Origin of the sequence: Planktothrix paucivesiculata PCC 9631 (genome assembly GCF_900009265.2) — a bacterium.
GTDB classification, from domain to species: domain Bacteria; phylum Cyanobacteriota; class Cyanobacteriia; order Cyanobacteriales; family Microcoleaceae; genus Planktothrix; species Planktothrix paucivesiculata.
In genome coordinates, this window is sequence record NZ_LR735009.1 from 42,564 (window position 1) to 68,029 (window position 25,466).

Genomic DNA, 25,466 nt, shown 5'->3' on the forward strand with positions numbered 1-25,466 from the left:
GCTCACTTGCCAACATCAACCGAACCGACTCAAAACGGGAGGACACCAAAATGTCAGTCTATTCTATTGTAATACAGAAAAAAACAAATCGCTTAACAAAATTGATTTGGAAAATACCTCTCTTTTCTAGCCTAATACTATGGGGGGGATATGGGGGAATGGTTTCCCCGGTTTTAGCTCAAGAACGTTATGGGGTTTATGTGAATGGGGAAAGTCCTTTTCTACTAGAAGTAGTGCAGCAAATTCAGCCCGGAGCCATGCTCCAACGATATAATAATCGTAACATTATTGATCTGGGAATTTATTTTAATCAAAATCAAGCCCAAAAACTGATTCAAGACTTAAGACAACAAGGAGTTCAAGGAGAAATAATTAACTTAAAACCTGGAGAAAATTTAAACAGTCCAGTCCAGGTTAATCCCATGGTCATTCCTCCTGACCAAACGGATATTAAAGTGATTAGAACTTCGATTCCACCGGGTCAAATTCCCATCACAACGGACTTGGGATTATATCAAGTTTATGTGAGTCCGACCACCAATTCTTTAAGTGCCGTTCGCCAAATTTCTCCTAATGCACAAACATCAACCTATCAAGGACAATTAATTATTCAAGCGGGCAGTTTTGTGAATCAGTCTAATGCTGACCAACTCCGACAAAAGTTAGCATTAGGGGGGATTTCTTCGACCGTTATTAACAGTACCGCCCAACTACAAGCGTTTTTAGCCAGTATTCCCAATATCCCCCCCACTACCTTGCCATCCTTCCCCGGTTCGGGTTTAGGATTAGGTAATACTGATAGCTATTTTATCTTAATTCCTAGCCAAAGAAATCAACTGGTTTCTGTTGCTGAAAATGTCGTGGCTTTGGGCGTTCCTTCCCAAAGTATTCAGATGCAACAAGCAACTTCTAATCCCTTTGTTGCTGTGGGCCCCTTTGCTAATCAACAGTTAGCCCAACAATGGGAAACTTACCTGCAAAGTTCCGGTTTATCTCGCGCAGTTGTTTATTTTGGTCGATAGTATTCAGCCACTTAATAGATAGGGGTAATTCCTGAATTGCCCCTACTTTCTATAAAGCTGATGGGTAATTCCTGTTGGTGCTGGGCTTAGGTCTATTTTAACTCTCCCGTTGGTTTTTCACGCTTTGACAGGCGGCTATCAATCCTCAATAGCTTCAAAGTATCGTTGATTGCCATATTATGAGACAATTAGATGTTAACTCTTACACGATAAAGGTTTAACAAAACAATATGGTAGCTAAAATTCAGTTTTCAAGAGGGATTGATGAAGATGCAATTCCCGATGTTCGCCTAACTCGTTCACGGGATGGCAGTCAAGGGACAGCAAAATTTTATTTTCTCAATCCTAAAGCCTTAGCAGATGATGCCACCGAAGACATCACGGGAATGTATATGATTGATGATGATGGGGAAATCGTGACCCGTGAGGTTAACGCTAAATTTATTAATGGAAAACCTACGGAAATTGAGGCAATTCATTTAATGAAATCTCCTGAAGAATGGGAACGTTTTATGTTATTTATGGAGCGTTATGCCCAAGCTAAAGGATTAGAATTTAGTAAATCCTAATTCAGCTATCAATTATCCCCATTATTAGTCATTCAGTGTAAGAGTTAATTAATTAAATCAATTAACTCTTACGAATTGGGAATTACGAATTACGAATTACGAATTACGAATTACGAATTACCCTGTTACTGAGCGAAGTCGAAGTATTACCCATTACCCATTCCCTATTATTAACCCTATGATTTCAACCGTTCCCCATCCCGATAATTCAGAAGTGCGGGTGAGTTGTGCGGTGATTACGGTAAGTGATACTCGCACCCCAGAAACTGATAAAAGTGGTCAATTAATTCGCCAATTTCTACAAAATGCCGGGTATCCAATTCTCAATTATCAAATTATTAAAGATGAGCCGCAAGATATTATAGAACTATTAAAAAAACTCTGTCAAATTCCCGAACTGAATGCTTGTATTTTTAATGGGGGAACCGGAATTGCACCTCGAGATACTACCTATGATGCCCTCGAACAATTATTAGAAAAAACTTTACCCGGATTTGGGGAAATTTTTAGGGCTTTGAGTTATCATGAAATAGGGTCAAGAGCAATCGCTTCCCGGGCAGTAGCTGGAGTTTATCAAGGGAAATTAGTTTTTTCAGTTCCTGGATCTTCTAATGCGGTAAAATTGGCAATGCAACAATTAATTATGCCGGAATTAGCCCATTTAGTTAAATTGTTGTAGAAAGGTCGTGACTTGCGTTAATATTCTTTGATTTTTTCTCTACAATAGTAGTAATCTGACAGAATAAACCTCTATGTATTTTACTTGGCTCGATAGTAATTCTTGGTTATGGGAAATAGGCGGAAAACAAATTTTGGTTGACCCTTGGTTAGTCGGTGCATTAACCTTTGGGAATCAGCATTGGTTATTTAAGGGGGAAAGACGAAATCCCCGACCCATTCCCGAAAAAATTGACCTGATTTTATTATCCCAGGGATTGGAAGATCATGCCCATCCTGAAACCCTAAAACAACTGAATAAAAATATCCCCGTGGTGGGTTCTCCCAGTGCCGCTAAACTGGTTCAAGGCTTAGGATATACTCAAGTTCAAGCCTTAGAACATGGAGCCACTTATCAGATAGAGAATCAAGTGGAAATTAAATCCCTTCCCGGTTCTCCCATTGGCCCAACAACGCTTGAAAATGCCTATTGGGTAAAGGAGTTAACTACAGGAAATACGGTTTATTATGAACCCCATGGATATCATGATCCTCAGTTAAAACAACTAGCTCCTATTGATGTCGTGATTAGTCCATTAATTGATATTAGTTTACCTTTAATTGGGCCCATTATTCGCGGACAAAAAACGGCTTTAGAGTTAGCTCAATTAGTCAGTCCCCAGGTAATGTTGCCCACCGCCGGCGCCGGGGATGTGGTCTATGAAGGCTTATTAGTTTCATTCCTAAAAGCCAGTGGTAATTTAGAGGATTTTCGGTCGATGTTAGCCAAAGAAAACCTATCCCCCCGGGTGCTTAACCCCAACCCAGGAGAACGCTTTGAAGTAGTCTTAAAACAGCGTCCAGTGAAGGTCTAAATCAGTCATCAGTTATCAGTGTAAGAATTAATTGATTAATTAATTAATTCTTACCCATTACCCATTACCCATTACCCATTCCCCATTACCCATTCCTACCTATAAAACCTTTGCTCTTAATAATGCAACGGGTAATGAAATCATTTTTCGCCATTTAGGGACATAGGCTCGCTTGCTAAAAACATCATATTCATTCTTTTCAATCGCATCTAAAATTTGTCGATATAAAATTAACGCCGTCCAAACTGGCCAGCGAATATCCTGATTTAAAATACTAATTCCCCGTTCTGCTTCCGCGTAGAATTTCCGCGCCCTCTGAATTTCAAAGCGCATTAATCCTCGCCAACGGTCATCCACAATCCCCTTTAATAAATCCGCTTCTGTATAATTAAATAACGCTAAATCATCTAAGGGTAAATAAATCCGGCCCCGTCGCGCATCTTCGCCGACATCCCGCAGAATATTGGTGAGTTGATTGGCAATTCCTAACGCGATCGCTTCTTGATCGGGAATCATAATTTCTGGGTTAGGATTCCAGGGGGTAACAATAGGAGGTTCTATACCCATCACCGCCGTTGACATTAACCCCACCGTCCCCGCCACCCGATAACAATAGAGTTCCAACTCCTGAAACGTCTGATAGCGGTTGCGGTATAAATCCATACGTTGACCCGCAATCATATCTCTAAAGGGTTGAATATCCAAAGGAAAACGATGGAGGGTATCCACCAAAGCCACATCCACATCATCCTTTGGATGTCCAGCAAATACTGCTTCTAGGTGTTCTTCCCAACGATCTAAGGTTTCCTCCGTCGTCGTCGCTGCCATGGGCCCATCGACTAATTCATCAGTTCGACGACACCAAACATAGATGGCCCAGATAGCCCGACGCTTGGCCTCTGGCATCAATTGAGTTCCTAAATAAAACGTTTTGGCATACTCCGCAGTAACCTGACGGCAGAGTTCATAGGAGTCTTCCAAAGATGCCAGAGTTCTCATGCACGGAGTTTTAGAAAGTTGTAGCATTCGTTGTTCTGCTGACCGACAGTGGATAAGCTAGGAAGGGATAGAAGTTGGGCAAGCAACATCAGCCTCGGGAGTCGCTAAAGCCGAAAACCGATCAGAAGTTATATCTTCTTGAATCGCCTGTGCAGTTAGCTTACCAGAAAGCACAGCCCCTTCCATACTGGCGAGATAACGCTGCATCGTGTAGTCTCCACTCAGATAGAAATTAGGGATCGGCGTTCTTTGGGAGGGACGATGGGCTTGTCGCCCTGGGGTCGCTTTATACACTGAACGCGGCGTTTTCACGACGTGGGATTTCAGCAATTTGGCTTTGTGGGGAATTTCCTCGGGAAAGAGTGTTTCCAACTCTGCCATGGTCGCGGCCACGATTTCCTGATCCGATTTACTAATCCAATCCTTTGCCGGAGCCAATACCAATTCCAACATAGAACGGTCAGGATGGGAATACTCTTTACAGGTATTACTCATGTCCGCATAGACGCTGAGTAAGGGAGAACGGGAAAACAGCAAATGGTCAACATTTGTTAACTTGCGATCAAACCACAAATGCACGTTAATTACCGGAACCCCTTCTAAGCCCTCTAGCTGTTTGAAGTAGTCCATTTGTTGCCAAGGTTGGGGTAACATCACCTTCAGGGGGTCAACGGGCATGGCGCAAACGTAGAGATCGGCCGTTAACACCTCGTCGGCGGTATTATCTAACCCGCGAATTAAGAATCCGGTGACGTTTCCATCTGGGTTGAGTAAGAATTCCTTAATTGGAGCATTCAAACGCACTTCTCCCCCCCGTTCGGTGATGTAATCAACAATAGGTTGACACAAACGTTCCGTAGGAGAACCATCTAAAAATGCCATTTTAGAGCCGTTTTTTTCTTGGAGAAAACGGTTTAAAGCCGTTAAAATTACCGTTGAGGAGATTTCATCGGGATTGATAAAATTCAAGGCTTTGGACATCGCAATAAACACTTCTTTCTCAACCCTGGGCGGAACATTCTGGAGTTTCAGCCATTCGGAAAAAGAATATTTATCCATTTCCTCGACATATTTCTGACCCTGGAGCATGGCGGGAATTAATCCCAAACCAAACCGGATTTTCTCCGGCCAGGTCAACATATCATTATTACGAAGAATGGCAACCATCCCGTTAATCGGGGCGGGAAGATCAGGAAAATCAAACCGAGAATAGGTTCCAGGTTTCTCCGGTTGGTTGAAGATCATGGAATGTTCTTTCCATTGCAGCCGATCTTCGATGTCCAATTCTTTGAATAACTGCAACACATTCGGATAGGCGCCGAAGAAAATATGTAATCCGGTTTCGTACCAGTCGCCGTCTTTGTCTTTCCAGGCTGCGACTTTCCCACCTAAAACGTCCCGTCGCTCTAAGACGATGGGGGTGTGACCAAGATCGGTGAGATACTTGGCACAAGCCAGTCCCGCTAAACCTGCTCCAGCGATCGCAACTCGCATCAATAACCCTTGTGAATGTTTTCTTAATGTTTTTTCTGATTATACGTTACATCTTGTTACATTCCAACGAAACAAGATCAAAAATTCTGCTGCGGGGGGTTGCCAGTTGACTGTCGGCGCGGGTTCTCCAGGAACTGTTGTTGAGCCAATTTTAATCTAATCAAATCCTTCCTATCATTAAATAGAATTGAAACTGAATCAGGGTAAACATTTATCTCACCTCACGAATTCCTCAAATTTGGCATTTAACATCAACTGGAATTGGTCTGTTTTTTAAATTTAATAGGAAAAAACGGGATTATGGTTTCACAAGTTGATATTAATACCGTCACTGGCCTATCTGAACAAGATGCGATCGCGCGGATCAAAGAGGAAGGCTACAATGAACTTCCTTCGGCGGGATCTCGTAATCTTTTCTCGATCGCTTGGGAAATTATCCAAGATCCGATCTTCCTCTTGCTAGTTGGTGGCGGAGTTATTTATTGGGTTTTAGGTGACCTCCAGGAAGCTCTGATTTTATTAGGTTTTGTCTTTTTTATCACCGGAATTAGTCTCTACCAAGAAGGCAAAACCGAACACGCCCTAGAAGCCTTACGGGATCTTTCCAGTCCTCGCGCCTTGGTAATTCGAGATGGGGAGCGAAAACGGATTGCTGGGCGAGAAGTGGTTCGGGGAGACACTTTAGTCTTAGCAGAAGGCGATCGCGTACCTGCGGATGCCATTGTGCTTTCTTGCTCAAACCTCTCCACCGATGAGTCGTTATTAACCGGGGAATCCCTACCTGTTCGCAAAGTTGCCGCGGTTGGTAACGTGGAAATGGCGCGTCCGGGGGGAGATGAGTTACCGTTTGTATATTCTGGCACCTTAGTAGTTCAGGGACAGGGAATTATTCAAGTCCAAGCCATCGGCGCTCAAACCGAGATGGGCAAGATTGGCAAGGCTTTACAAACAGTCAAGCCAGAAGCTACCCCTTTGCAACTGGAAATGAATCAGTTGGTGAGCCGTTTGTTTGGTATCGCCTTATTCCTGTGTGTGGTGATTGTAGTAATTTATGGACTCACGCGAGGAGATTGGCTGAAAGGATTTCTGGCAGGAATTACCTTAGCCATGGCAATTTTGCCGAATGAATTTCCGGTTGTTGTAACCATCTTTTTGGCATTAGGAGCTTGGCGAATTTCTCAAAATCAGGTCTTAGCCCGTCGCACTTCGGCGGTGGAAACCTTGGGTTCCGCAACGGTTTTATGTGTGGATAAAACGGGGACGCTGACTCAGAATATTATGGCGGTGCAACAACTATTTGCCTATAACCAAGAAGAAAATCCTCAGCCCTATAATTTAGAATTAGATTCAAAAAAACCGCTTCCAGAATCAGTACATGAATTAGTAGAATTTTCTATTTTAGCAAGTCAAAGAGATCCCTTTGATCCGATGGAAAAAGCCTTTAAACAATTGGGCGAGCGCTCCCTCGCTAATACCGAACATTTACATAACGATTGGAAACTGTTGCGAGAATATCCCCTCTCACCGGATCTATTAGCAATGTCTCATGTTTGGCAATCAGCCGATGGTAAACAATATGAAATTGCTGCCAAAGGAGCGCCAGAAGCAATCGCCGATCTCTGTCATTTTACCCCCGAACAACAGCAAATTCTAGCCACGCAAATTACTAAAATGGCAGAGCAAGGATTGCGGGTGTTAGGTGTTGCCGCATCATCTTTACTTGATGCGCCACCCCCATTTTTACCTCCCCATCCCTCCGTGAGTCCCGATCATTTACCCGATCAGCAACATGACTTTCCCTTTCAATTTCTAGGATTAGTGGGACTTTCCGACCCAGTGCGTCCAACCGTGGCGGCCGCGATTCAAGAATGTTATACCGCCGGGATTCGAGTCGTGATGATTACCGGGGATTATCCGGGCACGGCTCAAACCATTGCCCGTCAGATTGGATTGATGCAAATGGGGGCGATTGTGACTGGGGCCGAATTAGATGGGATGAGTGACGCTGAACTTCAGGAGCGGATTCAAAGTACGAATATCTTTGCTAGGGCAATTCCTGAACAAAAATTACGGATAGTTAATGCTTTAAAATCCAAAGGAGAAGTCGTTGCCATGACCGGGGATGGTGTCAATGATGCCCCGGCTTTAAAATCAGCCCAAATCGGGATTGCGATGGGTGAAAGAGGCACAGATGTGGCTAGGGAATCGGCGGCGTTAGTGTTATTAGATGATGATTTTTCTTCAATTGTGCAAGCGGTTAAACTGGGGCGGCGAATTTTTGATAATCTTCGCAAGGCTATGGCTTATCTTTTAGCAATTCATATTCCCATTGCTGGGATGTCTTTAATTCCAGTATTGTTTAAGTTACCATTAGTATTACTTCCGGTTCACGTTGCATTTTTACATTTAATTATTGATCCAGCTTGTTCAATTGTGTTAGAAGCCGAACCCGCAGAAGAAACAGTAATGAAGCGTCCTCCCCGCAATTCTAAAGATCCCTTATTTGGTAGGAAAACTGTTGGTTTGGCGATGTTACAAGGAGGGGCAATTTTAACGATTGTTCTCGTAATTTTTGTGATTTCGCTCTATCGCGGACAAGGAGAACTTGATGCCCGGGCGTTAACGTTTACGGCATTAATTTTAGCCAATTTAGGACTGATTTTGAGTGCCAGTTCTTCGGCGCCCCTGAGCTTAAAAATACTTAAATCTCCTAATGCTGCCCTTTGGTGGGTTATGGGTGGAGGAATATTTTTTCTGGCGATGGTGCTTTATGTTCCCTTCTTGCGTCAATTATTTAGCTTCTCTTTTCTGCATCCAATTGATATTGCTATTTGTCTACTTGGTGGCGGGATTAGTTTAGTCTGGTTTGAACAGTTAAAGTTACTTAATCAACGGTAAACTGTTTTGAGGCATGGTCAATCTTTTTATTGCATTTACGGCATAAACTAATGGAAAATACGTTGTTTGATAAAGTGTTCCGGGACAGTGAAGGCAAAATTGTTCTCGCTCAGATGCCAAACCTACCCCTGATTGTCTGGATTGTAGCTAGTTTATTAAAGATAATTTTTACAACAGGTAGGATTAATCTAGGATTAGACCTAATAGCTTTTGGCTCCTTGTTTACTTGGGCTTGGGAAGAATTATTTCAAGGCGTTAATTACTTTCGTAGAGTATTAGGTCTTCTGGTGCTTGTTGGTCTGATTGCATCAAAACTTCAATAAGTAGGTAAGCATCAATGTGCCAAAAGCCTTAACATGAATAATTATGTTAATTTTATGGTGGGTGATAATAGAAATGATTTCGGTCATAATCAAAAATTGAGGGAAGTTACCCACCCTAAGGTTTCATAGCGAGTTATGATTTTAATGTTCAACCGCAACCGTTAATTTTAACCCGAAAGTATTTAACCACAACCCTAATAAATAAATTTCTCGACTTCCTTCAATTGATAATAACTGTTCTAATGCTTCTAAATGTTGATTAAGTTGTTCTTGAGATAGTTTGCCTTCCCCTAGTGCTTCTGCTACATTTGCCAAAGCCTGTTTGAATAATAAAGGTTCAGGATCTTTTTCTTCCATAATTGCCTCTAAATACCCGGCGGCTTCTTCGGGGTCTTTAAGACTTTCAATTAAAAAATCAGGGTAACTTAAACCTTTAACTCCCGTCTGCATAGTTAACTCCTGTAATCTTTTCAATACTCCCGAAAATATTACCCCTGGGGGTTAACCGGATGGGTCAGACGTTACATGGCGTAACAACACGATACAATAGGATAGATCTAGCCAGAAACCCTATAGACAAGGAGATAAGCAACGCATGGGCAAGGTAGTCGGCATTGACTTGGGAACAACAAACTCTGTGGTTGCGGTCATGGAGGGCGGAAAACCCGTTGTGATTGCTAACTCTGAAGGGATGCGAACCACCCCCTCCGTCGTTGGGTTTACCAAGGAAGGAGAACGCATCGTGGGACAGATGGCTAGACGACAGGCGGTTTTGAATCCCCAAAACACCTTTTATGGCGTAAAACGACTCATGGGTTGTCGCTATTCTGACCTCACCGCCGCCTCTAAACGGGTTCCCTACACGATGCGACGGGATGAAACCGATAATATTCGGATTAAATGTCCCCGAGTTAATAAGGATTTTGCCCCGGAAGAACTTTCGGGAATGATCTTAAAAAAATTAGTTGAAGAAGCAACTCGTTATTTAGGGGAAGAAATTACTGGGGCTGTAATTACGGTTCCCGCCTATTTTAATGATTCTCAAAGACAAGCGACCAGAGACGCCGGACGCATTGCCGGATTAGACGTTAAACGCATTTTAAATGAACCGACGGCGGCTTCTTTGGCTTATGGTTTAGAACGGCAAGATTATGGCACGATTTTAGTTTTTGATTTGGGTGGCGGCACCTTTGATGTCTCAATTTTAGAGGTCGGGGAAGGGGTATTTGAAGTTAAATCGACCTGTGGAGATACCCAACTGGGCGGGACGGATTTTGATCAGAAAATTGTCGATTGGTTAGCCGAACAATTCCTATCAGAAGAAGCGGTGGATTTAAGGCGCGATCGCCAATCTTTACAACGCTTAACAGAAGCCGCAGAAAAGGCTAAAATAGAGCTTTCTGGGGTGGGAGTTACGGATATTAATTTACCCTTTATTGCCGCTACCGAAGACGGCCCGAAACACTTGGAAATTCGCCTAACTAGAGGGGAATTTGAGGGGTTATGTGGGGATTTAATTCAACGGTTACGCCGTCCGGTGAAACAGGCTTTAGCCGATGCGGGATTAACCTCTAATGATATTGATGATGTCATTTTAGTGGGCGGTTCTACCCGAATGCCCATGGTGCAACAATTAGTTAGAAGTTTAATTGATTTAGAACCGAATCAAGGAGTTAATCCTGATGAAGTGGTAGCCGTTGGGGCGGCGATTCAAGCGGGAATTTTAGCCGGAGATGTGCGGGATATTTTATTATTAGACGTGACTCCGTTATCCTTAGGATTAGAAACGATTGGGGGAGTAATGAAAAAATTAATTCCCCGTAACACTACTATTCCTGTGCGACGTTCTGATATTTTTTCAACATCTGAAAATAACCAAACCTTAGTAGAAGTTCATATCTTACAAGGAGAACGAGAATTAGCCGTTGATAATAAATCTTTAGGACGGTTTAAATTAACTGGAATTCCGCCCGCACCGAGGGGGGTTCCTCAAGTTCAAGTGGCACTTGATATTGATGCCAATGGTATTTTACAAGTCACCGCCTTAGATAAGACCACCGGACGGGAACAAAGTGTAATTATTCAAGGTGCTTCTACCCTATCTCAAGACGAAGTTAATCGCATGATTAGGGATGCGGAAAAATATGCAGAAGTGGATCGTTTACAACGGGAAAAAGTCGAAAAACGCAACCGCGCCCAAGCCTTAACCTATCAAGCCGAACGACAATTAAGGGAAGTTGCCTTAGATTATGGAATGCAATTTGCTCAACGTCAACGGTCAAGAATTGAAACCTTAATTCGGTCTTTAAGAGATAGTTTAGAACGGGATGATGATCGAGGAATTGATCAAATTAGTGTGGATTTACAGGACGCTTTATATGAGTTAAGTCGGGAAGTCTCCGTCTTTACCATGGAGGATGATGAGGATGATTTATTTGGTTCAATTCGCCGAACTTTTTCCGGTGAAAAACGTCGTGTTGATCCCTACGAACCTCAAACTCGCAGTTATCCCCGTTATGACCAACAACGCAATAACAATGGTAGTAGTTTAGGCGGGGGTACAACTCGCTCTCGTCGCTATTCTCAAAATGATAATTGGGATGATGATGATGATTGGTTGTAACAACCCTAGAAACCTGGTTTCTGCTGACAAAACCTATACTGTAACCTAAATTTAACCTATGCAAAATTTTCGGAATTATTATCAGATTTTAGGGGTTTCCCGAGAAGCATCCGTCGATGACATTAAGAAAGTTTATCGACGACTCGCCAGACAATATCACCCCGACTTAAACCCAGGAGATAAGGAAGCGGAAGAAACTTTTAAAGATATTGGAGAAGCCTATAATATTCTATCCGATCCTGAAAAACGAGCGCAATATGATGATTATAGTCAATTTTGGAAACAAAAAGGGTTTCAAGATTGGCAAAAAAATGCTTTTTCCGGGATTAAAAATTGGGGAAGTCGTCGGACAATTTCTCAAACTGAAGATGTAGATTATGGGGATTTTTCTGATTTTGATACTTTCGTTGATCAATTATTAGGACGGCGGCGAGAAGTCCGAACAGTTGACCCGAAAGCCCCTCAAATGACGGCGGCTGACCCCTATAATTCTCCTCGGACAAAAGCGGTTTATAAACCCACTCCCCGGGAAACTAAACGGGATATTGAGGCGCGATTAACTTTACCTTTAGAAAAAGCCTATACTGGAGGGACAGAAAGGATTCGTTTAGAAGATGGACGCTCTTTAGAAGTGGATTTACCGCCCGGAATGGTCAAGGGTCAACAAATTAGATTGAAAAATCAAGGAATGAATGGCGGAGATTTATTCCTAAAAATTAATATTACTCCCCATGCCTTTTTTCGGTTGGAAAAATCAGAAATTTATTGTCAAATTCCAGTCACTCCCACGGAAGCGGTATTGGGGGGAGAAATTGATATTCCCACGTTAGATGGTTTAGTTAAAATGCGTTTACCCTTGGGGGTAGTATCGGGTCAAAGGTTACGATTAGCTAATAAAGGTTATCCCAATCCTCAAGGAGAAAGGGGAGATCAATTAATTGAAATTCAAGTAGTTATTCCTAAAAATATTACCCCTCAAGAGAGAGAATTATATGAGAAATTACGTCAAATTGAAACCTTTAAACCCCGTCAAAATTTAAGGCTTTGACAAAATCCTCGCCCTGAACTGACGGGGACTTCCTGAGCAACAAATCCTCAAACCCAGAAGGTTAAATCTTTTCTTCCCTCTGGCCTGTTGCTATATTACTCAATCCAACCCGAACGTAAAGCCCGAACTGCGGCCTGAGTCCGATCATCCGCACAGAGCTTATTCAGAATACTCCGAACATGGGTTTTAACCGTTCCCACCGTAATATAAAGTTTTTCGGCAATTTCCGCATTACTACGTCCGGCCACAATCAGTTCTAAAACCTCCAATTCCCGTTCCGTTAACGGGCAAGACTCCAGAAATTGTTGATATTCGGCTTCTACCGCATTAATCATCACCGTTTTCTGATCCCCAGGCGCGGGAATAGGAATATCCGGTTGTTTTTTCTTCGCTTGCTTGAGAACCGTGCGGGCAATTACCGGATCAATCCAAGCATTACCTTCATAGGTGGTATTGATGGCTTCCTTGAGTTTATCCAGACTCACATCCTTAACACTATAGGAATCGGCCCCGGCCGCAAAAGCGCCCATCACCGCATCCTCATTATCGTGCATCGTCAGGATCAAAACTTTCGTTTCTCGCGCCCGGTTTGCCGCAATATGTTGTTTAAACTTTTGGGTTAATTCGATACCGTCCATATCGGGCAAACCAATATCAATAATGGCAATATCTGGCTGGGTTTGTTTGAGAATTTCTAAACCCTTTTTGCCATTGGCTGCCTCGCCAACAATCTTCATATTACTTTCCTGTTCCAAGGCTGTCCTTAAACCCACGCGGGTTAAATCATGATCCTCTACAAGAACAATACTAATTTTAGTCATGGTAAAAGTTTATTATTTTTTGTGTTTATTATGGGGGAATTTGTTGTTAAAATTAATCACAAATTCCAGACTCATACTAACCTGATCACGTTGTTTATTGAAAAAAACTTTTCAAAATTATGCCTCGTTCTATTAATCCCCCTCCCAAATCCAGCGATCGAATTTTAGCCGTGGATGATTCCCCCGATAATCTATTTTTAGTGGAGGCCATTCTAGCCGAAGAAGGATACGAAGTGATCTGTAAATCCGATGGCATTTCTGCCCTAGCATTAATTAAAACCGATCCTCCTGATTTAGTTTTATTGGATGTGATGATGCCTGGGATTGACGGCTATGAAGTCACTAGAAGGATTCGCACTAATCCCCATCTTCCCTTTATCCCCATTTTATTAATTACCGCCCATCACCATTCTAGTGTGGTTGAGGGATTAGATGCCGGGGCGGATGATTTCATTCGCAAACCCGTAGAGGTGGATGAACTTCTAGCCCGAGTCCGATCACTGCTTCGACTTAAACATAGCATTGATCAACAAAAGGCGATGTCTCGACAACGGGAAGACTTTGTTTCCCGCCTGACCCATGATCTGCGAACTCCTTTGGTCGCTGCCGATCGAATGTTACATCTATTCGGACAAGGTGCTTTAGGGGAAATCTCCCCCACGATGCAAGAAGCGATCGCATCGATGATTAAAAGTAACCAAAACCTGCTGCAAATGGTCAACACCTTACTGGAAGTTTATCGGTATGAAGCGGGTCGCAAAACCTTAACCTTCTCCTATTTTGATTGGGGTCAACTGATTCAGGAAGTGATCACCGAACTCACCCCCCTGATTCAAAATCAAGAATTGGTGATTGAGTTTACCCCTCCCCCGGATAGTCTGACCCATCCCCCGATAATTCTGGGCGATCCCTTAGAAATCCGACGAGTGGTGACAAATTTAGTCGGGAATGCGGTTAAATTTACGGATCAGGGGGTTGTAAAAATTCGTTTGCAGCGAAGCTCCGACCTTCACCCGGAAAAAGTGATGATTTTGGAGGTTGAAGATAGCGGGATCGGCATCTCTACGGCTGATCAAGCACTGATCTTTGAACGATTCCGCCAAGGTAATAATAAGCGATCGGGGAGTGGGTTAGGATTGCACCTGGTTTCATTAATTGTAGAGGCCCATAAAGGCACAATTGAAGTGCAATCTCAAATCGGTCAGGGAAGTATCTTTAGGGTTTGTTTACCTGTGGAAATACCTAAATCTTAGGGATTTGTGATCACGGGCGACAACCTTTCACCTATACTGATAAGTTGCCCTGATTTAAACCTTAGTCTAGCTTTTATTAAGAGTCATGCGAACCCACTACTGCGGCAATCTACGATCAACCCATATTGGCGAAACTCTCACCCTCTGCGGGTGGGTTGATCGACGCCGTGATCATGGGGGTGTAATCTTTTTGGATTTACGCGATCGCACGGGTATTGTTCAAATTGTCAGCGACCCCGAACGAACCCCCGACTCCTACAACATCGCTGAAACCCTGCGAAATGAATATGTGGTGAAAATCACCGGGCGAGTCTCCCAACGTCCTCCCGAGTCCCTCAACCCCAAATTAGCCACCGGGGAAATCGAAATTTACGCCGAACAGATTGAACTTTTGAATGGACTGGGAAAACAATTACCCTTTCAAATTTCCATCTCCGAAACCGAAACAGTTCGGGAAGATTTACGCCTAAAATATCGCTATTTAGATTTGCGTCGAGAACGCATGAGTCGGAATTTACACCTGCGCCATGAAGTCGTCAAAGCCATGCGAAGGTTTTTAGAAGATCAGGAACAGTTTATCGAAGTTGAAACCCCGATTTTAACCCGTTCTACTCCTGAAGGGGCGCGGGATTATTTAGTGCCGAGTCGAGTTAATCCTGGGGAATGGTTTGCCCTACCCCAATCGCCCCAACTGTTTAAACAATTATTAATGGTATCGGGATTTGATCGTTATTATCAAATTGCCCGGTGTTTCCGAGATGAAGATTTACGCGCCGATCGCCAACCGGAATTTACCCAATTAGATATGGAAATGAGCTTCATGACCCAGGAAGGAATTCTGGCGTTAAATGAAGCCTTAGTTGCCCATATTTTTAAAACCGTTAAAGGGATTGAAATTCCCCATCCTTTCCCCCGTTTAACCTATAAAGAAGCCTTAGATCGTTATGGCAGTGATAAACCCGATACCCGCTTTGGTTTAGAGTTAGTAGACGTTTCTGATATTGTTAAAAATTGTGGATTTAAGGTATTTTCCGGGTCAGTAGCATCGGGAGGAATTGTTAAAATTTTACCGATTCCTGGTGGAAATGATGCGATTTCTAATATGCGAATTAAACCCGGTGGGGATTTGTTTAAAGAAGCCAGTGAAGCCGGGGCTAAAGGGTTAGCTTTTATCCGAGTCCGGGAGGATGGGATTGATACGATTGGCGCAATTAAAGATAACTTAACCGCCGAACAAAAACAGGAAATCTTAACCCGCACCCATGCCAAGCCGGGGGATTTACTCTTATTTGGGGCAGGGGATATTGCCACAGTTAATAAAACCTTAGACCGTTTACGTCTATTTATTGGGAAGGAATTAGAACTCATTGATCCGAGTAAAAATAATTTATTGTGGATTGTTGAGTTTCCGATGTTTGAATGGAATGCAGAAGAAAACCGCTTAGAAGCCCTCCATCACCCCTTCACGGCCCCCCATCCCGATGATATTAATGATTTATCCCAAGCCCGGGCGCAAGCCTACGATTTAGTCTTAAATGGCTATGAAATTGGCGGCGGAAGTCTGCGGATTTATAAACGGGAGATTCAAGAACAGGTATTTTCAACTATTGGATTAACGATGGAAGAAGCCTATAACAAATTTGGCTTTTTATTAGAGGCATTTGAGTATGGAACTCCCCCCCATGGTGGCATTGCCTACGGTTTGGATCGGTTAGTAATGTTATTATCGGGAGAGGAATCGATTCGAGATGTGATTGCATTTCCTAAGACCCAGCAAGCGGGTTGTCTATTAACTAATGCTCCTTCGGGCGTGGATCAAAAACAGTTAAAGGAATTGCACGTTGCTTCGACTTATAGCAGGGAAAAGGGAACAGGGAATAGGCAATAGGCAATAGGCAATAGGCAATAGGCAATAGGTAATAGGTAACAGTAAAAAAGCACTCCTGATTGAGATCAAGGAGTGCTTTTTTAATAAAAGGGGAGGGAAACTATCAGAAATCTATCAGATAAAATTCACCTGATTTTAATTAGCTTTTGGATTAAATTCCCACTCGTAATCCGGCGGATTCTGGGTTATATCCTTCCATTTCTACGGGGACGGATTTAACATTCCAGATTTCGTTGCAATATTCGTTAATGGTGCGATCGCTAGAGAATTTACCCATCCGCAGGGCATTGAGAATTGACATTCGTGTCCATTTTTTGGAATCTTGAAATGCCAGACTCACTTGTCGTTGACAATCAATATAGGATTGATAATCAGCGAAAAGCATATATTCATCGTGGTACATCAAGGAATCTACCAAAGGTTTAAACATTTCCTGATCACCATGGGAGAAATAACCAGATGAAATGCGATCCATTACCGCTTTCAATTCCTGGTTATGATTATAGTAATCGCTGGGTTTATAGCCATTAGATTTCAAATTATGAACTTCTTCTGCGGTTAATCCAAACAGGAAGAAATTCTCAAAACCCGCTTCTTCACGGATTTCAATATTTGCTCCATCCAGAGTTCCAATCGTGAGGGAACCATTCATGGCAAACTTCATATTTCCAGTTCCAGAAGCCTCTTTTCCGGCTGTGGAAATCTGTTCGGATAAATCCGCCGCTGGATAGATTCGTTGACCTAAAGAGGCATTAAAGTTGGATAAAAATACCACTTTTAAGCGTCCCCGGACATCGGGATCTTTATTCACAACTTCCCCAACCGCATTAATCAATTTAATGATTAATTTTGCCATGAAATAACCCGGAGCCGCTTTCCCCCCAAAGATAAAAGTCCGGGGATAAATGTTGATATTGGGGTTCTGTTTGATCCGGTTATAAAGGGTGATAATATGCAGAACATCCAGATGTTGACGTTTGTATTCGTGAATCCGTTTTACCTGAATATCAAAAATAGAATGGGGGTCAACTTCAATCCCATTAAATTTCAACATATAATCGGCTAACAGTTTCTTGTTGTACAGTTTAATTTGATGCCACTGTTCGCAGAATTCAGGATCATCAATGTAGGCTTCTAATTGACGCAGTTTGTCTAAATTTTTGAGCCAACCGTCCCCAATTTTAGAACTATAAAACTCCGACAAGGTGGGATTACTTAATAAAATCCACCGTCGAGGCGTGACACCATTGGTTTTATTGAAAAACTTCTCCGGCCAGAGTTTATAGAAGTCCCGCAGGGTATCTTGTTTCAACAATTTCGTATGTAGGGCGGCGACGCCATTCACCGCATGACTACCGACGCAGGCTAAATGGGCCATGCGGACGTATTTTTCTCCGCTTTCCTCAATTAAAGATAGGCGTCCGACTAATTGATCATCATCGGGATACCAACGCTGCACATCTTCAATAAAACGGCGGTTAATTTCATAGATGACTTGCAGATGACGGGGTAACAAATACTCAAATAAACCCACAGACCATTTTTCTAGGGCTTCGGGTAATAGAGTATGGTTGGTATAGGCAAAGGTTTTTTGGGTGATGCGCCAGGCGGAATCCCAATCGATGCCATATTCATCTAACAATAATCGCATTAACTCCGCGATCGCAATAGCCGGGTGGGTGTCATTTAACTGAATGGCGGCGGTTTCATTCAGGTTATAAAGACTGGTGTTGTGTTTGAGATGGCGTTTGATAATATCCCGCAGAGAACAGGCCACAAAGAAATATTGTTGTTCTAAGCGCAATTGTTTCCCTTGGGGGGTATTGTCATTGGGATAGAGGACTTTAGAGATGGTTTCCGATCGCATTTTATCGGCGACCGCCCCATCATAATTTCCGGCGTTGAAGGCGTCAAAGTTAAAGGCATCACTGGCTTCAGCTTTCCACAGTCGCAGGGGGTTGACGGTGTTGGTATCATAGCCGGGAACGGGCGTATCGTAGGGAATCCCGATCACGGTTTTGGCGGGAATCCAACGAATCCGTTCCCGTCCTTTTTCGTCGTGATAGGTTTCGGTATGGCCCCCAAAGTTGACATCAATCGCCTGGTCAGGGCGAGGAATTTCCCAAGGATTACCAAATCTTAACCATTTATCAGGGATTTCGGCTTGCCAGCCATCTTGCATGATTTGGTGAAAAATCCCGAATTCATAACGAATTCCATAGCCCACGGCGGGAATTTCTAAGGTGGCGAGGGAGTCGAGGAAACAGGCGGCTAATCGTCCTAAACCCCCATTTCCTAAGCCGGGATCGGGTTCTTGTTCGAGGAGTTCATCTAAATCCAGTCCCGATTCTTCGACGGCCTGACGGATGCGATCGTACAGGTGGAGGTTAATTAAACTATTCCCCAGGTGTCGCCCCATCAGGAATTCGGCCGATAGGTAGTAAACGATTTTGACGTTATTGTCATCGTAGGTTTTAAAGGTTTTTAACCAACGGCTTAACAGGCGATCGCGCAGGGTATAGGCCAAGGCCATATAAAAATCTTCCTTGGAGGCAATGGCTTCATATTTGCCAAGCTCATAGAATAGATTATCGGCAAACGCCCGTTTCAGCGTTGGCACACTGGTTCCAGTCCGATCATCCTCGATTTGGATGGGACATTCATTCATCGGAATTAACGATTCAGGCATTTATTCTCCTTGGGTGGGCATCAATCAATGGTAAAGGATCATCCAGGTATATAGAATACAGACTCGCGCTGAGTTCGTGATGTTGTATTGATGACGGTTTGCTGATATTTTCCCTCTGGATGTTTCCGATAGCGCAAAACTTAATAAGAACTTAGGGTTGCTGAAATTGGACAATATTTTAGCGGGTTTATCCTGGCCCGATCATCCCCCTGGGGAAATCCTGACATTGGGGGGGGGGTTGATTCGATGTCTGTTACGGTTTTGGGTGTGGGGAAAAGGGCGATCGCATTTTAAAAAATAGAACAACTTTTCTATAATATGGTTATGATTTTATCGAGTAAACAATGGAACCTATGGAAATCACAAAACTATCTGGTCAGGGTTTAGTTCAAATCCCGCCATCTTTACAAACGATATATGGTTGGCAAGAAGGGCAAGAAATTCTAGTCATAGACACAGGAGAAGGTATTTTATTAAAAGCAAAAAAACCTTTTCCAGAAACACGATTAGAGCAGGTGGCAGGTTGTTTAAAGTATCAAGGTGAACCCCAATCTATTGAAGCATTTAATGATGCAATTCGTCAGGGTATTGAGGAAGTATGGTATGATCGCAGTTGATACTAATATTGTGGTGCGTTTTTTAACTCAAGACGATCAGTTCCAGTTTGAAAAAAGTCGAGATCTCTTTCAAACTCAAAATATTTTTATTCCTGATACGGTTATTTTAGAGACTGAGTGGGTATTACGTTTTGCTTACAAGTTTAAACCTGCTGCCATTTGTCAATCCTTTAAAATGTTGTTTGGATTGCCCAATGTTCATCTGAATAATGCTAGATTAATTGCACAAGCTATAGCATGGCATGAGCAAGGGTTGGATTTTGCGGATGCTTTTCATTTAGCAGCTAGTCAAGATTGTTTGGAGTTCTATACTTTTGATGAAAAGTTTATTAAAAAAGCTCAAGAATTAAGGCAAAATTTTGTTAAAAATCCAAACTTAATTGATAGTCCTGAATAATTATCAGTTTTTCAAGCTAGACTAGGGCTTATAGAAGCAAGGCGATCATCTTTAATGAATTAACTAATGATAGAAAAATACATTCAAAATATCAATAAGCGTTATCAATTAGGTAATGCAACTGAACATACGTTTCGGGGCGATTTACAACAACTGATTGAAAATTTGGTTCCTAAGTAGGTGGTCATAAATAGAGTTAAAATAAGAAATGAAGAAATATCAGAGGAATAGTCATGCCACTGAGGTTAAGAATTCAACTAACAGAAGAAGAAAAACAAGAGCTACTAACTCTGTATCAGCAAGAGAAAGTTCCGAAAAGAACAAGGCAGAGAATAGATATATTAATGTTTAGTGATGGAGGATGGATGGTCTCAAAAATAGCCCAGACTTTAAGGTGTTCAGAAGCCATGGTAAGAAAAACAATAACTCGATGGATAAATCAAGAAAAAGAAGGATTATTTGATGCTCCTCGTTCGGGAAGAAAACGGAGGTGGAAAGAAGAAGATATAGAATATTTAGAAACTTGTATAGAGTCAGATGAAAGAACTTATAATAGCCGTCAACTGTCGGAAAAACTTCTGCGAGAGAGAGCGATCGCACTAAGCGCAGAAAGAATTAGAAAAATCTTAAAAAAAAAAGACTGGCGCTGGAAAAGAACAAAAGCCAGTTTAAAGAAAAAACAGAATCCCGAAAAAACAGCGAGCAAGAAAAGAGATTTGGAGACGTTAAAGCGTTATGAAGAAGAGGGTTTGGTCAGATTAAAATATTTAGATGAGGCAGGTTTTTGTTTATGGAGTCCTGTGAGTTACACCTATGTAAAAAAGGGGAAGCAGAAACAAATAAACCAGACGAAAAAGCGAGGAAAAAGATTGAATGTAATTGGAGTATTAGAAAAAGGAAAAAGTTTTGAGTACGGTTTAAGTTTGTCAGGAATTACAAGTGAGAATTACATAAAATTTATAGATTGGCAAGCGGAAAAAGCTGAAAAGCATTTTCAAAATACTCGACAAATTACCGTACTGATTCAAGATAACTACAGTGTCCATAAAAGTCAAAAAATACAAGAAAAAGAAAGGGAGTGGCAAGACAAAAAATTAGAATTTTTCTTCCTGTCTGCTTATAGCCCTGAATTGAATGAAATCGAACCAGAATGGCATCAATTAAAAACTCATGAACTGGCGGGAAGAATGTTTGAAGATGAATATGATTTGAGCCAAGCTGTGATTCAAGCCATTGAAGATAGAAACGAAAGAAATGATTGTACCTGCGATCGCTTGCGATTTAATTCCCTGAGTAACTCTCAAGAATTATCCTAAACAATCTTTTTCTATTATTGACTTTATTTATGACCACCTACTTAGAAATATTTTTAGCTTGTAATGTCGGAGAAATTTTAAAGAATTACGGTAAATCTACAAAAATGGAAGACCCAATTATCCATTTTTACGAAACCTTTTTAAGTGAATACGACCCAAAATTGCGTAAAGCTCGTGGTGTTTGGTATACACCTGCACCCGTTGTAAATTTTATAGTTAGAGCGGTTGATGATATTTTAAAAACCGAATTTGATTTACCCCAAGGACTGGCGGACTCTAGCAAAACTAAAATCAAGGTTGATGTGCAGGGAAAACAGGTTGAGCAGGAAGTTCACAAAGTCCAAATCCTTGACCCCGCCGCCGGAACTGGAACTTTTTTGGCGGAAGTTATTAAACATATTCATAACAAATTTGTCGGACAACAAGGGATTTGGAGCAATTATGTAGAAACCCATTTATTGCCCCGTCTCAACGGTTTTGAGTTGCTGATGGCGAGTTATGCCATGGCACATCTTCAATTAGATTTACTATTAACAGAAACGGGCTACAAACCGACTACAAATCAACGGTTTAGAGTTTACCTTACTAACAGCTTAGAAGAACAGCACCCCGACACGGGAACGCTTTTTGCAAGTTGGTTAAGTGCCGAAGCGAATGAAGCGAATTATATTAAAAGAGATACGCCTGTAATGTGTGTTATTGGGAATCCACCTTATAGCGGAATTTCATCTAATAATGGCGAATGGATTAGTAAACTAATTGAAGATTATAAATATATTGATGGCGTACATTTTAATGAACGCAAACATTGGTTAAATGATGACTATGTTAAATTCTTGCGTTACGGACAGCATTTTATTGAAAAAAATGGAAGTGGTGTTTTGGCGTTTATCAATCCCCACGGATTTTTAGACAACCCAACTTTTCGGGGAATGCGTTGGAATTTGCTAAAAACTTATGACAAAATTTATACTATAGACTTACACGGAAATAGCAAGAAAAAAGAAACTGCACCTGATGGAAATGCTGATGTTAATGTATTTGACATTATGCAAGGTGTTTCAATTAATATTTTCGTAAAAACAGGAAAGAAAAAGGCAAACGAATTAGGAAAAGTATTTCATTTTGACTTGTATGGCAAAAGAGAATTTAAATATGATTTTTTAATTGAAAATTCTATAAAAACTATTGATTACAATGAATTAAGTCCCGTTAAACCGAATTTATTCTTTGTGCCAAAAAGCAATAGTCAAATTTCAGAGTATAATAAAGGATTTCTTGTAAGTGATTTACTGAAAGTTCAATCTATGGGCATCACATCTGCAAGAGATGGTTTTGTTATTGACTTTGACAAAGAAACTTTAAGTAAAAGGATATTGGATTTTTGTGATAAAAATATTATTACAACTGAGTTTCAATCGAAATATCATTTAAAAGATAATTACCAATGGAAGGTTGCTGAACAAAGAAATTTAGTACCCGCTTTTGATGAAATCTTTCTTAAAAAAATTTCTTATCGTCCCTTTGATATAAGATATATCTACTTTCAAGACAACATAGTTTTTAGAAGTAGGAAACAGGTAATGGACAATCTTTTAAAGTCAAATAACTTTGCATTAAATCTTGTTAAAATTGGCAGAAATGAAGATGCTCAGAATTATTATATTACAAATAATGTAACGGATAAGAGTATAATTTCTTCGCTTGATAATGCAAATACATTCCCCTTATATCTCTATCCCGAAACCAACGAACAACAAACCATCGGGCAAACATCCGAAAGAACACCAAACCTAAATACAGAAATTGTAAGGCAAATAGCAGAAAAATTAGGATTAACTTTTACTAACGAGAAAGAAACGACAGAAAACACATTTGCACCCCTAGATATTTTAGACTATATTTATGCAGTTTTACACTCGCCAAATTACCGAGAAAAATATAAAGAGTTTCTAAAAATTGATTTTCCCAGAGTCCCCTATCCCAAAGACCAAAACACTTTTTGGCAATTGGTCAAATTAGGTGGAGAAATTAGACAAATCCATTTATTAGAAAGCCCAACGGTTGAAAAATATATTACACAATATCCTATAGACGGAGATAATATTGTCACAAAACCAAAGTATCAAGACGGTAAAGTTTACATCAACAACACCCAATATTTTAATCATGTTCCTGAAATAGCTTATAACTTTTATATTGGTGGCTATCAACCCGCTCAAAAATGGCTCAAAGACCGCAAAGACCGAAAATTAGAAATTGAAGACATATTCCATTACCAAAAAATTATTGTTGCCTTGATGGAGACTGATAGACTAATGAAAGAGATTGATAAAATTGCCATCGAGTAGTGTATAAGTACCAGAAACCCGGTTTCTGATGTTTTAACCTAACGTATATAATCCCCCATCCCGTCCACAAATCATCACCTGATTATTCCAAACCACAGGAGTTGACTCGAAGGAAACTTCCGGTTTAAATCGTCCCGTTTCTTCGACTCTTAACCGATAATATTCCCCCCGTTGGTTAGGAATAGCATTGCTTTGATTTGCTCTGGCTTCTTCCCAATATAAATTAAATAAATAAACCCCATTATATCCCGCCGTTACTAATTTATAACCATCGGTAAAAATAGGAGTTGAAATCGAGGCTCCGATTTTTTCTTGGACTAATATTAAAGGGGTTTTATATTCTCCCTTTCCTAATGGCCCGGTTACGGTTTTTCCGGTAGTAATCATTTGAGAACCAATATATAAATAACCGTCAATGGCATTGGTGGCAAAAATAGCCGGAAATCCATCGGGGTTATATTCATCATTTAACGCCACAGAACCTATTATACCACCATCCCAGGTATTAAACTTTTGATTTTTTGTCGGTAAAAACCATTCCAAACTATCTTGAGGTTCTCGGTTAGGATTGAGTTTAAGAACGCCTCCATTTCCCGGTATATATTGTTTTTCGATAGCACAAAATAACTTACCATCTTGAGAAATAACCGCCGACCCATCAATATCGGAACCCGTATAAAAATCCCAAATAATTTGTCTAGTTTTTAGATCAATTCCATAAATATGTCCCGAACCCGATGCCATAAAAATCCGATTATCTAACCGAGACGGAGAGGATTCACTAACTAAATTTCCCCCATGTCTGCTACTATCTCCATCCTGATAAAGTTTGACTTCTGATAAAATTTTAGGTTGTAAAAATCCTGATTTTTTTTCGGCTGTTTTCACCGAACTATTGAGAAAATAACCGATCGCATTTTCCCCCGCATTAAAAATAACTCCATCCCCTAAATATAAGGGCGAACTATCATTATCTCGACTATAACTGGGGGTAGAACGTAAATTTAACTTCCAGATTTCTTTTCCCGTCCTAAAGGAAATTGCCCGAAAACTGGTGGCTAATCCTCCTTTTGACATACTGCTACGACTCCCCTGTAAAACGACAATTCGGTTCTCATCCGTTGCCGTTTGATCAATATAAATACTTGAGGTTCCTTTAACTACATCATCAAATTTATATCTCCAAATTTCCTTTTGAGTATCTAATTCTATTTTTCTTAAATAATGGTCAAATGCTCCTATAATTAAATAGGTTTTGCCGCGATCGCGGGTAATAGTTGGTTGTCCTGTCCATCCCGCCCCACTCCAAACTTTACGGGTACGTCCCACATAAGTTACCCCTGTTCCTAATGGGAATTTATGAATTTCTTTCAGGTTTTCAGGAATTCCTCGCCCATAAAAACGCCGTTGATCATTTCCCAAATAGGTCGGAATTAATAACTCAGTTTCTGGATCTAAAATTGATAATAAAGTTTTAAATTTCTCTTGAATTTCTGCTTCAGTTGTGTTAAAATCAAACAATTCAGAAACACCAGAAGGAAGTAAAGATCCCAAAGAAAAATAAGCCGCAAGTTGATTAAACCGTCGTCGAGAAACCATAATTTTAAATTTTTGATATAATCAATA

20 protein-coding genes are annotated in these 25,466 nt (G+C 41.1%); 14 read left to right on the top strand and 6 right to left on the bottom strand.

Annotation, left to right across the window (positions count from 1 at the left end):
- Positions 1-158: 158 nt before the first annotated feature.
- The 4 genes from PL9631_RS08510 (at position 159) to PL9631_RS08525 (ending at position 3,123) form a co-directional block, all read left to right on the top strand.
- On the top strand, positions 159-1,022 hold the full coding sequence (locus tag PL9631_RS08510) for an SPOR domain-containing protein (RefSeq protein WP_231516680.1): 864 nt from the start codon (positions 159-161) through the stop codon (positions 1,020-1,022).
- A gap of 230 nt (positions 1,023-1,252) precedes the next feature.
- Positions 1,253-1,591, top strand: a complete 339-nt coding sequence (psb28, locus tag PL9631_RS08515) for a photosystem II reaction center protein Psb28 (RefSeq protein WP_083618994.1) — start codon at positions 1,253-1,255, stop codon at positions 1,589-1,591.
- 178 nt (positions 1,592-1,769) lie between these two features.
- A complete protein-coding gene (locus tag PL9631_RS08520) occupies positions 1,770-2,270 on the top strand; it encodes a MogA/MoaB family molybdenum cofactor biosynthesis protein (RefSeq protein ID WP_197046299.1) in 501 nt (166 codons plus the stop codon).
- 73 nt (positions 2,271-2,343) lie between these two features.
- Entirely contained in the window at positions 2,344-3,123 is a 780-nt protein-coding gene (locus PL9631_RS08525; protein WP_083618996.1) for an MBL fold metallo-hydrolase, read from the top strand.
- A 99-nt stretch (positions 3,124-3,222) separates the two neighbouring features.
- On the opposite strand, the gene crtB is transcribed toward PL9631_RS08525, so the two are convergent.
- The gene (gene crtB / locus PL9631_RS08530; RefSeq protein ID WP_083618998.1) at positions 3,223-4,149 is read right to left on the bottom strand and encodes a 15-cis-phytoene synthase CrtB; all 927 of its coding nucleotides are present in this window, start codon (positions 4,147-4,149) and stop codon (positions 3,223-3,225) included.
- Positions 4,150-4,179: 30 nt separating this feature from the next.
- Positions 4,180-5,616, bottom strand: a complete 1,437-nt coding sequence (pds, locus tag PL9631_RS08535; RefSeq protein ID WP_083619000.1) for a 15-cis-phytoene desaturase — start codon at positions 5,614-5,616, stop codon at positions 4,180-4,182.
- 300 nt (positions 5,617-5,916) lie between these two features.
- On the opposite strand from pds, the gene PL9631_RS08540 reads away from it, so the two are divergent.
- Both PL9631_RS08540 and PL9631_RS08545 read left to right on the top strand, forming a co-directional pair.
- Positions 5,917-8,514 (top strand): cation-translocating P-type ATPase, encoded by a 2,598-nt coding sequence (locus tag PL9631_RS08540; RefSeq protein ID WP_083619002.1) that lies wholly within the window; start codon positions 5,917-5,919, stop codon positions 8,512-8,514.
- A gap of 50 nt (positions 8,515-8,564) precedes the next feature.
- A complete protein-coding gene (locus PL9631_RS08545) occupies positions 8,565-8,837 on the top strand; it encodes a hypothetical protein (RefSeq protein WP_083619004.1) in 273 nt (90 codons plus the stop codon).
- Positions 8,838-8,978: 141 nt separating this feature from the next.
- On the opposite strand, the gene PL9631_RS08550 is transcribed toward PL9631_RS08545, so the two are convergent.
- On the bottom strand, positions 8,979-9,287 hold the full coding sequence (locus PL9631_RS08550) for a helix-turn-helix domain-containing transcriptional regulator (RefSeq protein ID WP_083619007.1): 309 nt from the start codon (positions 9,285-9,287) through the stop codon (positions 8,979-8,981).
- A 145-nt stretch (positions 9,288-9,432) separates the two neighbouring features.
- Here PL9631_RS08550 and dnaK point away from each other — a divergent pair, with 145 nt between their 5' ends.
- Together dnaK and PL9631_RS08560 are read left to right on the top strand one after the other, a co-directional pair.
- On the top strand, positions 9,433-11,460 hold the full coding sequence (dnaK, locus tag PL9631_RS08555) for a molecular chaperone DnaK (RefSeq protein ID WP_083619010.1): 2,028 nt from the start codon (positions 9,433-9,435) through the stop codon (positions 11,458-11,460).
- Between the two features lie 58 nt (positions 11,461-11,518).
- A complete protein-coding gene (locus tag PL9631_RS08560) occupies positions 11,519-12,508 on the top strand; it encodes a DnaJ C-terminal domain-containing protein (RefSeq protein WP_083619011.1) in 990 nt (329 codons plus the stop codon).
- A 95-nt stretch (positions 12,509-12,603) separates the two neighbouring features.
- Here the strand turns inward: PL9631_RS08560 and PL9631_RS08565 are convergent, their stop codons facing one another.
- Entirely contained in the window at positions 12,604-13,329 is a 726-nt protein-coding gene (locus tag PL9631_RS08565; protein ID WP_083619013.1) for a response regulator, read from the bottom strand.
- Positions 13,330-13,448: 119 nt separating this feature from the next.
- On the opposite strand from PL9631_RS08565, the gene PL9631_RS08570 reads away from it, so the two are divergent.
- Both PL9631_RS08570 and aspS read left to right on the top strand, forming a co-directional pair.
- Positions 13,449-14,582: an ATP-binding response regulator gene (locus PL9631_RS08570; protein ID WP_083619015.1), complete on the top strand. Its 1,134-nt coding sequence runs from the start codon at positions 13,449-13,451 to the stop codon at positions 14,580-14,582.
- An 85-nt stretch (positions 14,583-14,667) separates the two neighbouring features.
- Positions 14,668-16,470, top strand: a complete 1,803-nt coding sequence (gene aspS, locus PL9631_RS08575) for an aspartate--tRNA ligase (protein WP_083619017.1) — start codon at positions 14,668-14,670, stop codon at positions 16,468-16,470.
- 151 nt (positions 16,471-16,621) lie between these two features.
- On the opposite strand, the gene PL9631_RS08580 is transcribed toward aspS, so the two are convergent.
- Positions 16,622-19,159, bottom strand: coding sequence for a glycogen/starch/alpha-glucan phosphorylase (locus PL9631_RS08580; protein WP_083619019.1), 2,538 nt, complete (start codon positions 19,157-19,159; stop codon positions 16,622-16,624).
- 353 nt (positions 19,160-19,512) lie between these two features.
- On the opposite strand from PL9631_RS08580, the gene PL9631_RS08585 reads away from it, so the two are divergent.
- The 4 genes from PL9631_RS08585 (at position 19,513) to PL9631_RS08600 (ending at position 23,840) form a co-directional block, all read left to right on the top strand.
- On the top strand, positions 19,513-19,776 hold the full coding sequence (locus PL9631_RS08585) for an AbrB/MazE/SpoVT family DNA-binding domain-containing protein (protein ID WP_083619633.1): 264 nt from the start codon (positions 19,513-19,515) through the stop codon (positions 19,774-19,776).
- Positions 19,763-20,173 carry a type II toxin-antitoxin system VapC family toxin gene (locus PL9631_RS08590; protein ID WP_083619022.1) on the top strand — a complete coding sequence of 137 codons (411 nt, stop codon included), beginning with the start codon at positions 19,763-19,765 and terminating at the stop codon, positions 20,171-20,173. Before PL9631_RS08585 ends, PL9631_RS08590 begins: the two co-directional genes overlap by 14 nt.
- Positions 20,174-20,406: 233 nt before the next feature.
- Complete coding sequence (locus tag PL9631_RS08595; RefSeq protein ID WP_083616166.1) at positions 20,407-21,489, top strand: IS630 family transposase; 1,083 nt, start codon at positions 20,407-20,409, stop codon at positions 21,487-21,489.
- A gap of 29 nt (positions 21,490-21,518) precedes the next feature.
- Entirely contained in the window at positions 21,519-23,840 is a 2,322-nt protein-coding gene (locus PL9631_RS08600) for a type ISP restriction/modification enzyme (RefSeq protein ID WP_197046300.1), read from the top strand.
- A gap of 33 nt (positions 23,841-23,873) precedes the next feature.
- Here the strand turns inward: PL9631_RS08600 and PL9631_RS08605 are convergent, their stop codons facing one another.
- Entirely contained in the window at positions 23,874-25,439 is a 1,566-nt protein-coding gene (locus PL9631_RS08605; protein WP_083619024.1) for a hypothetical protein, read from the bottom strand.
- Positions 25,440-25,466: the final 27 nt, after the last annotated feature.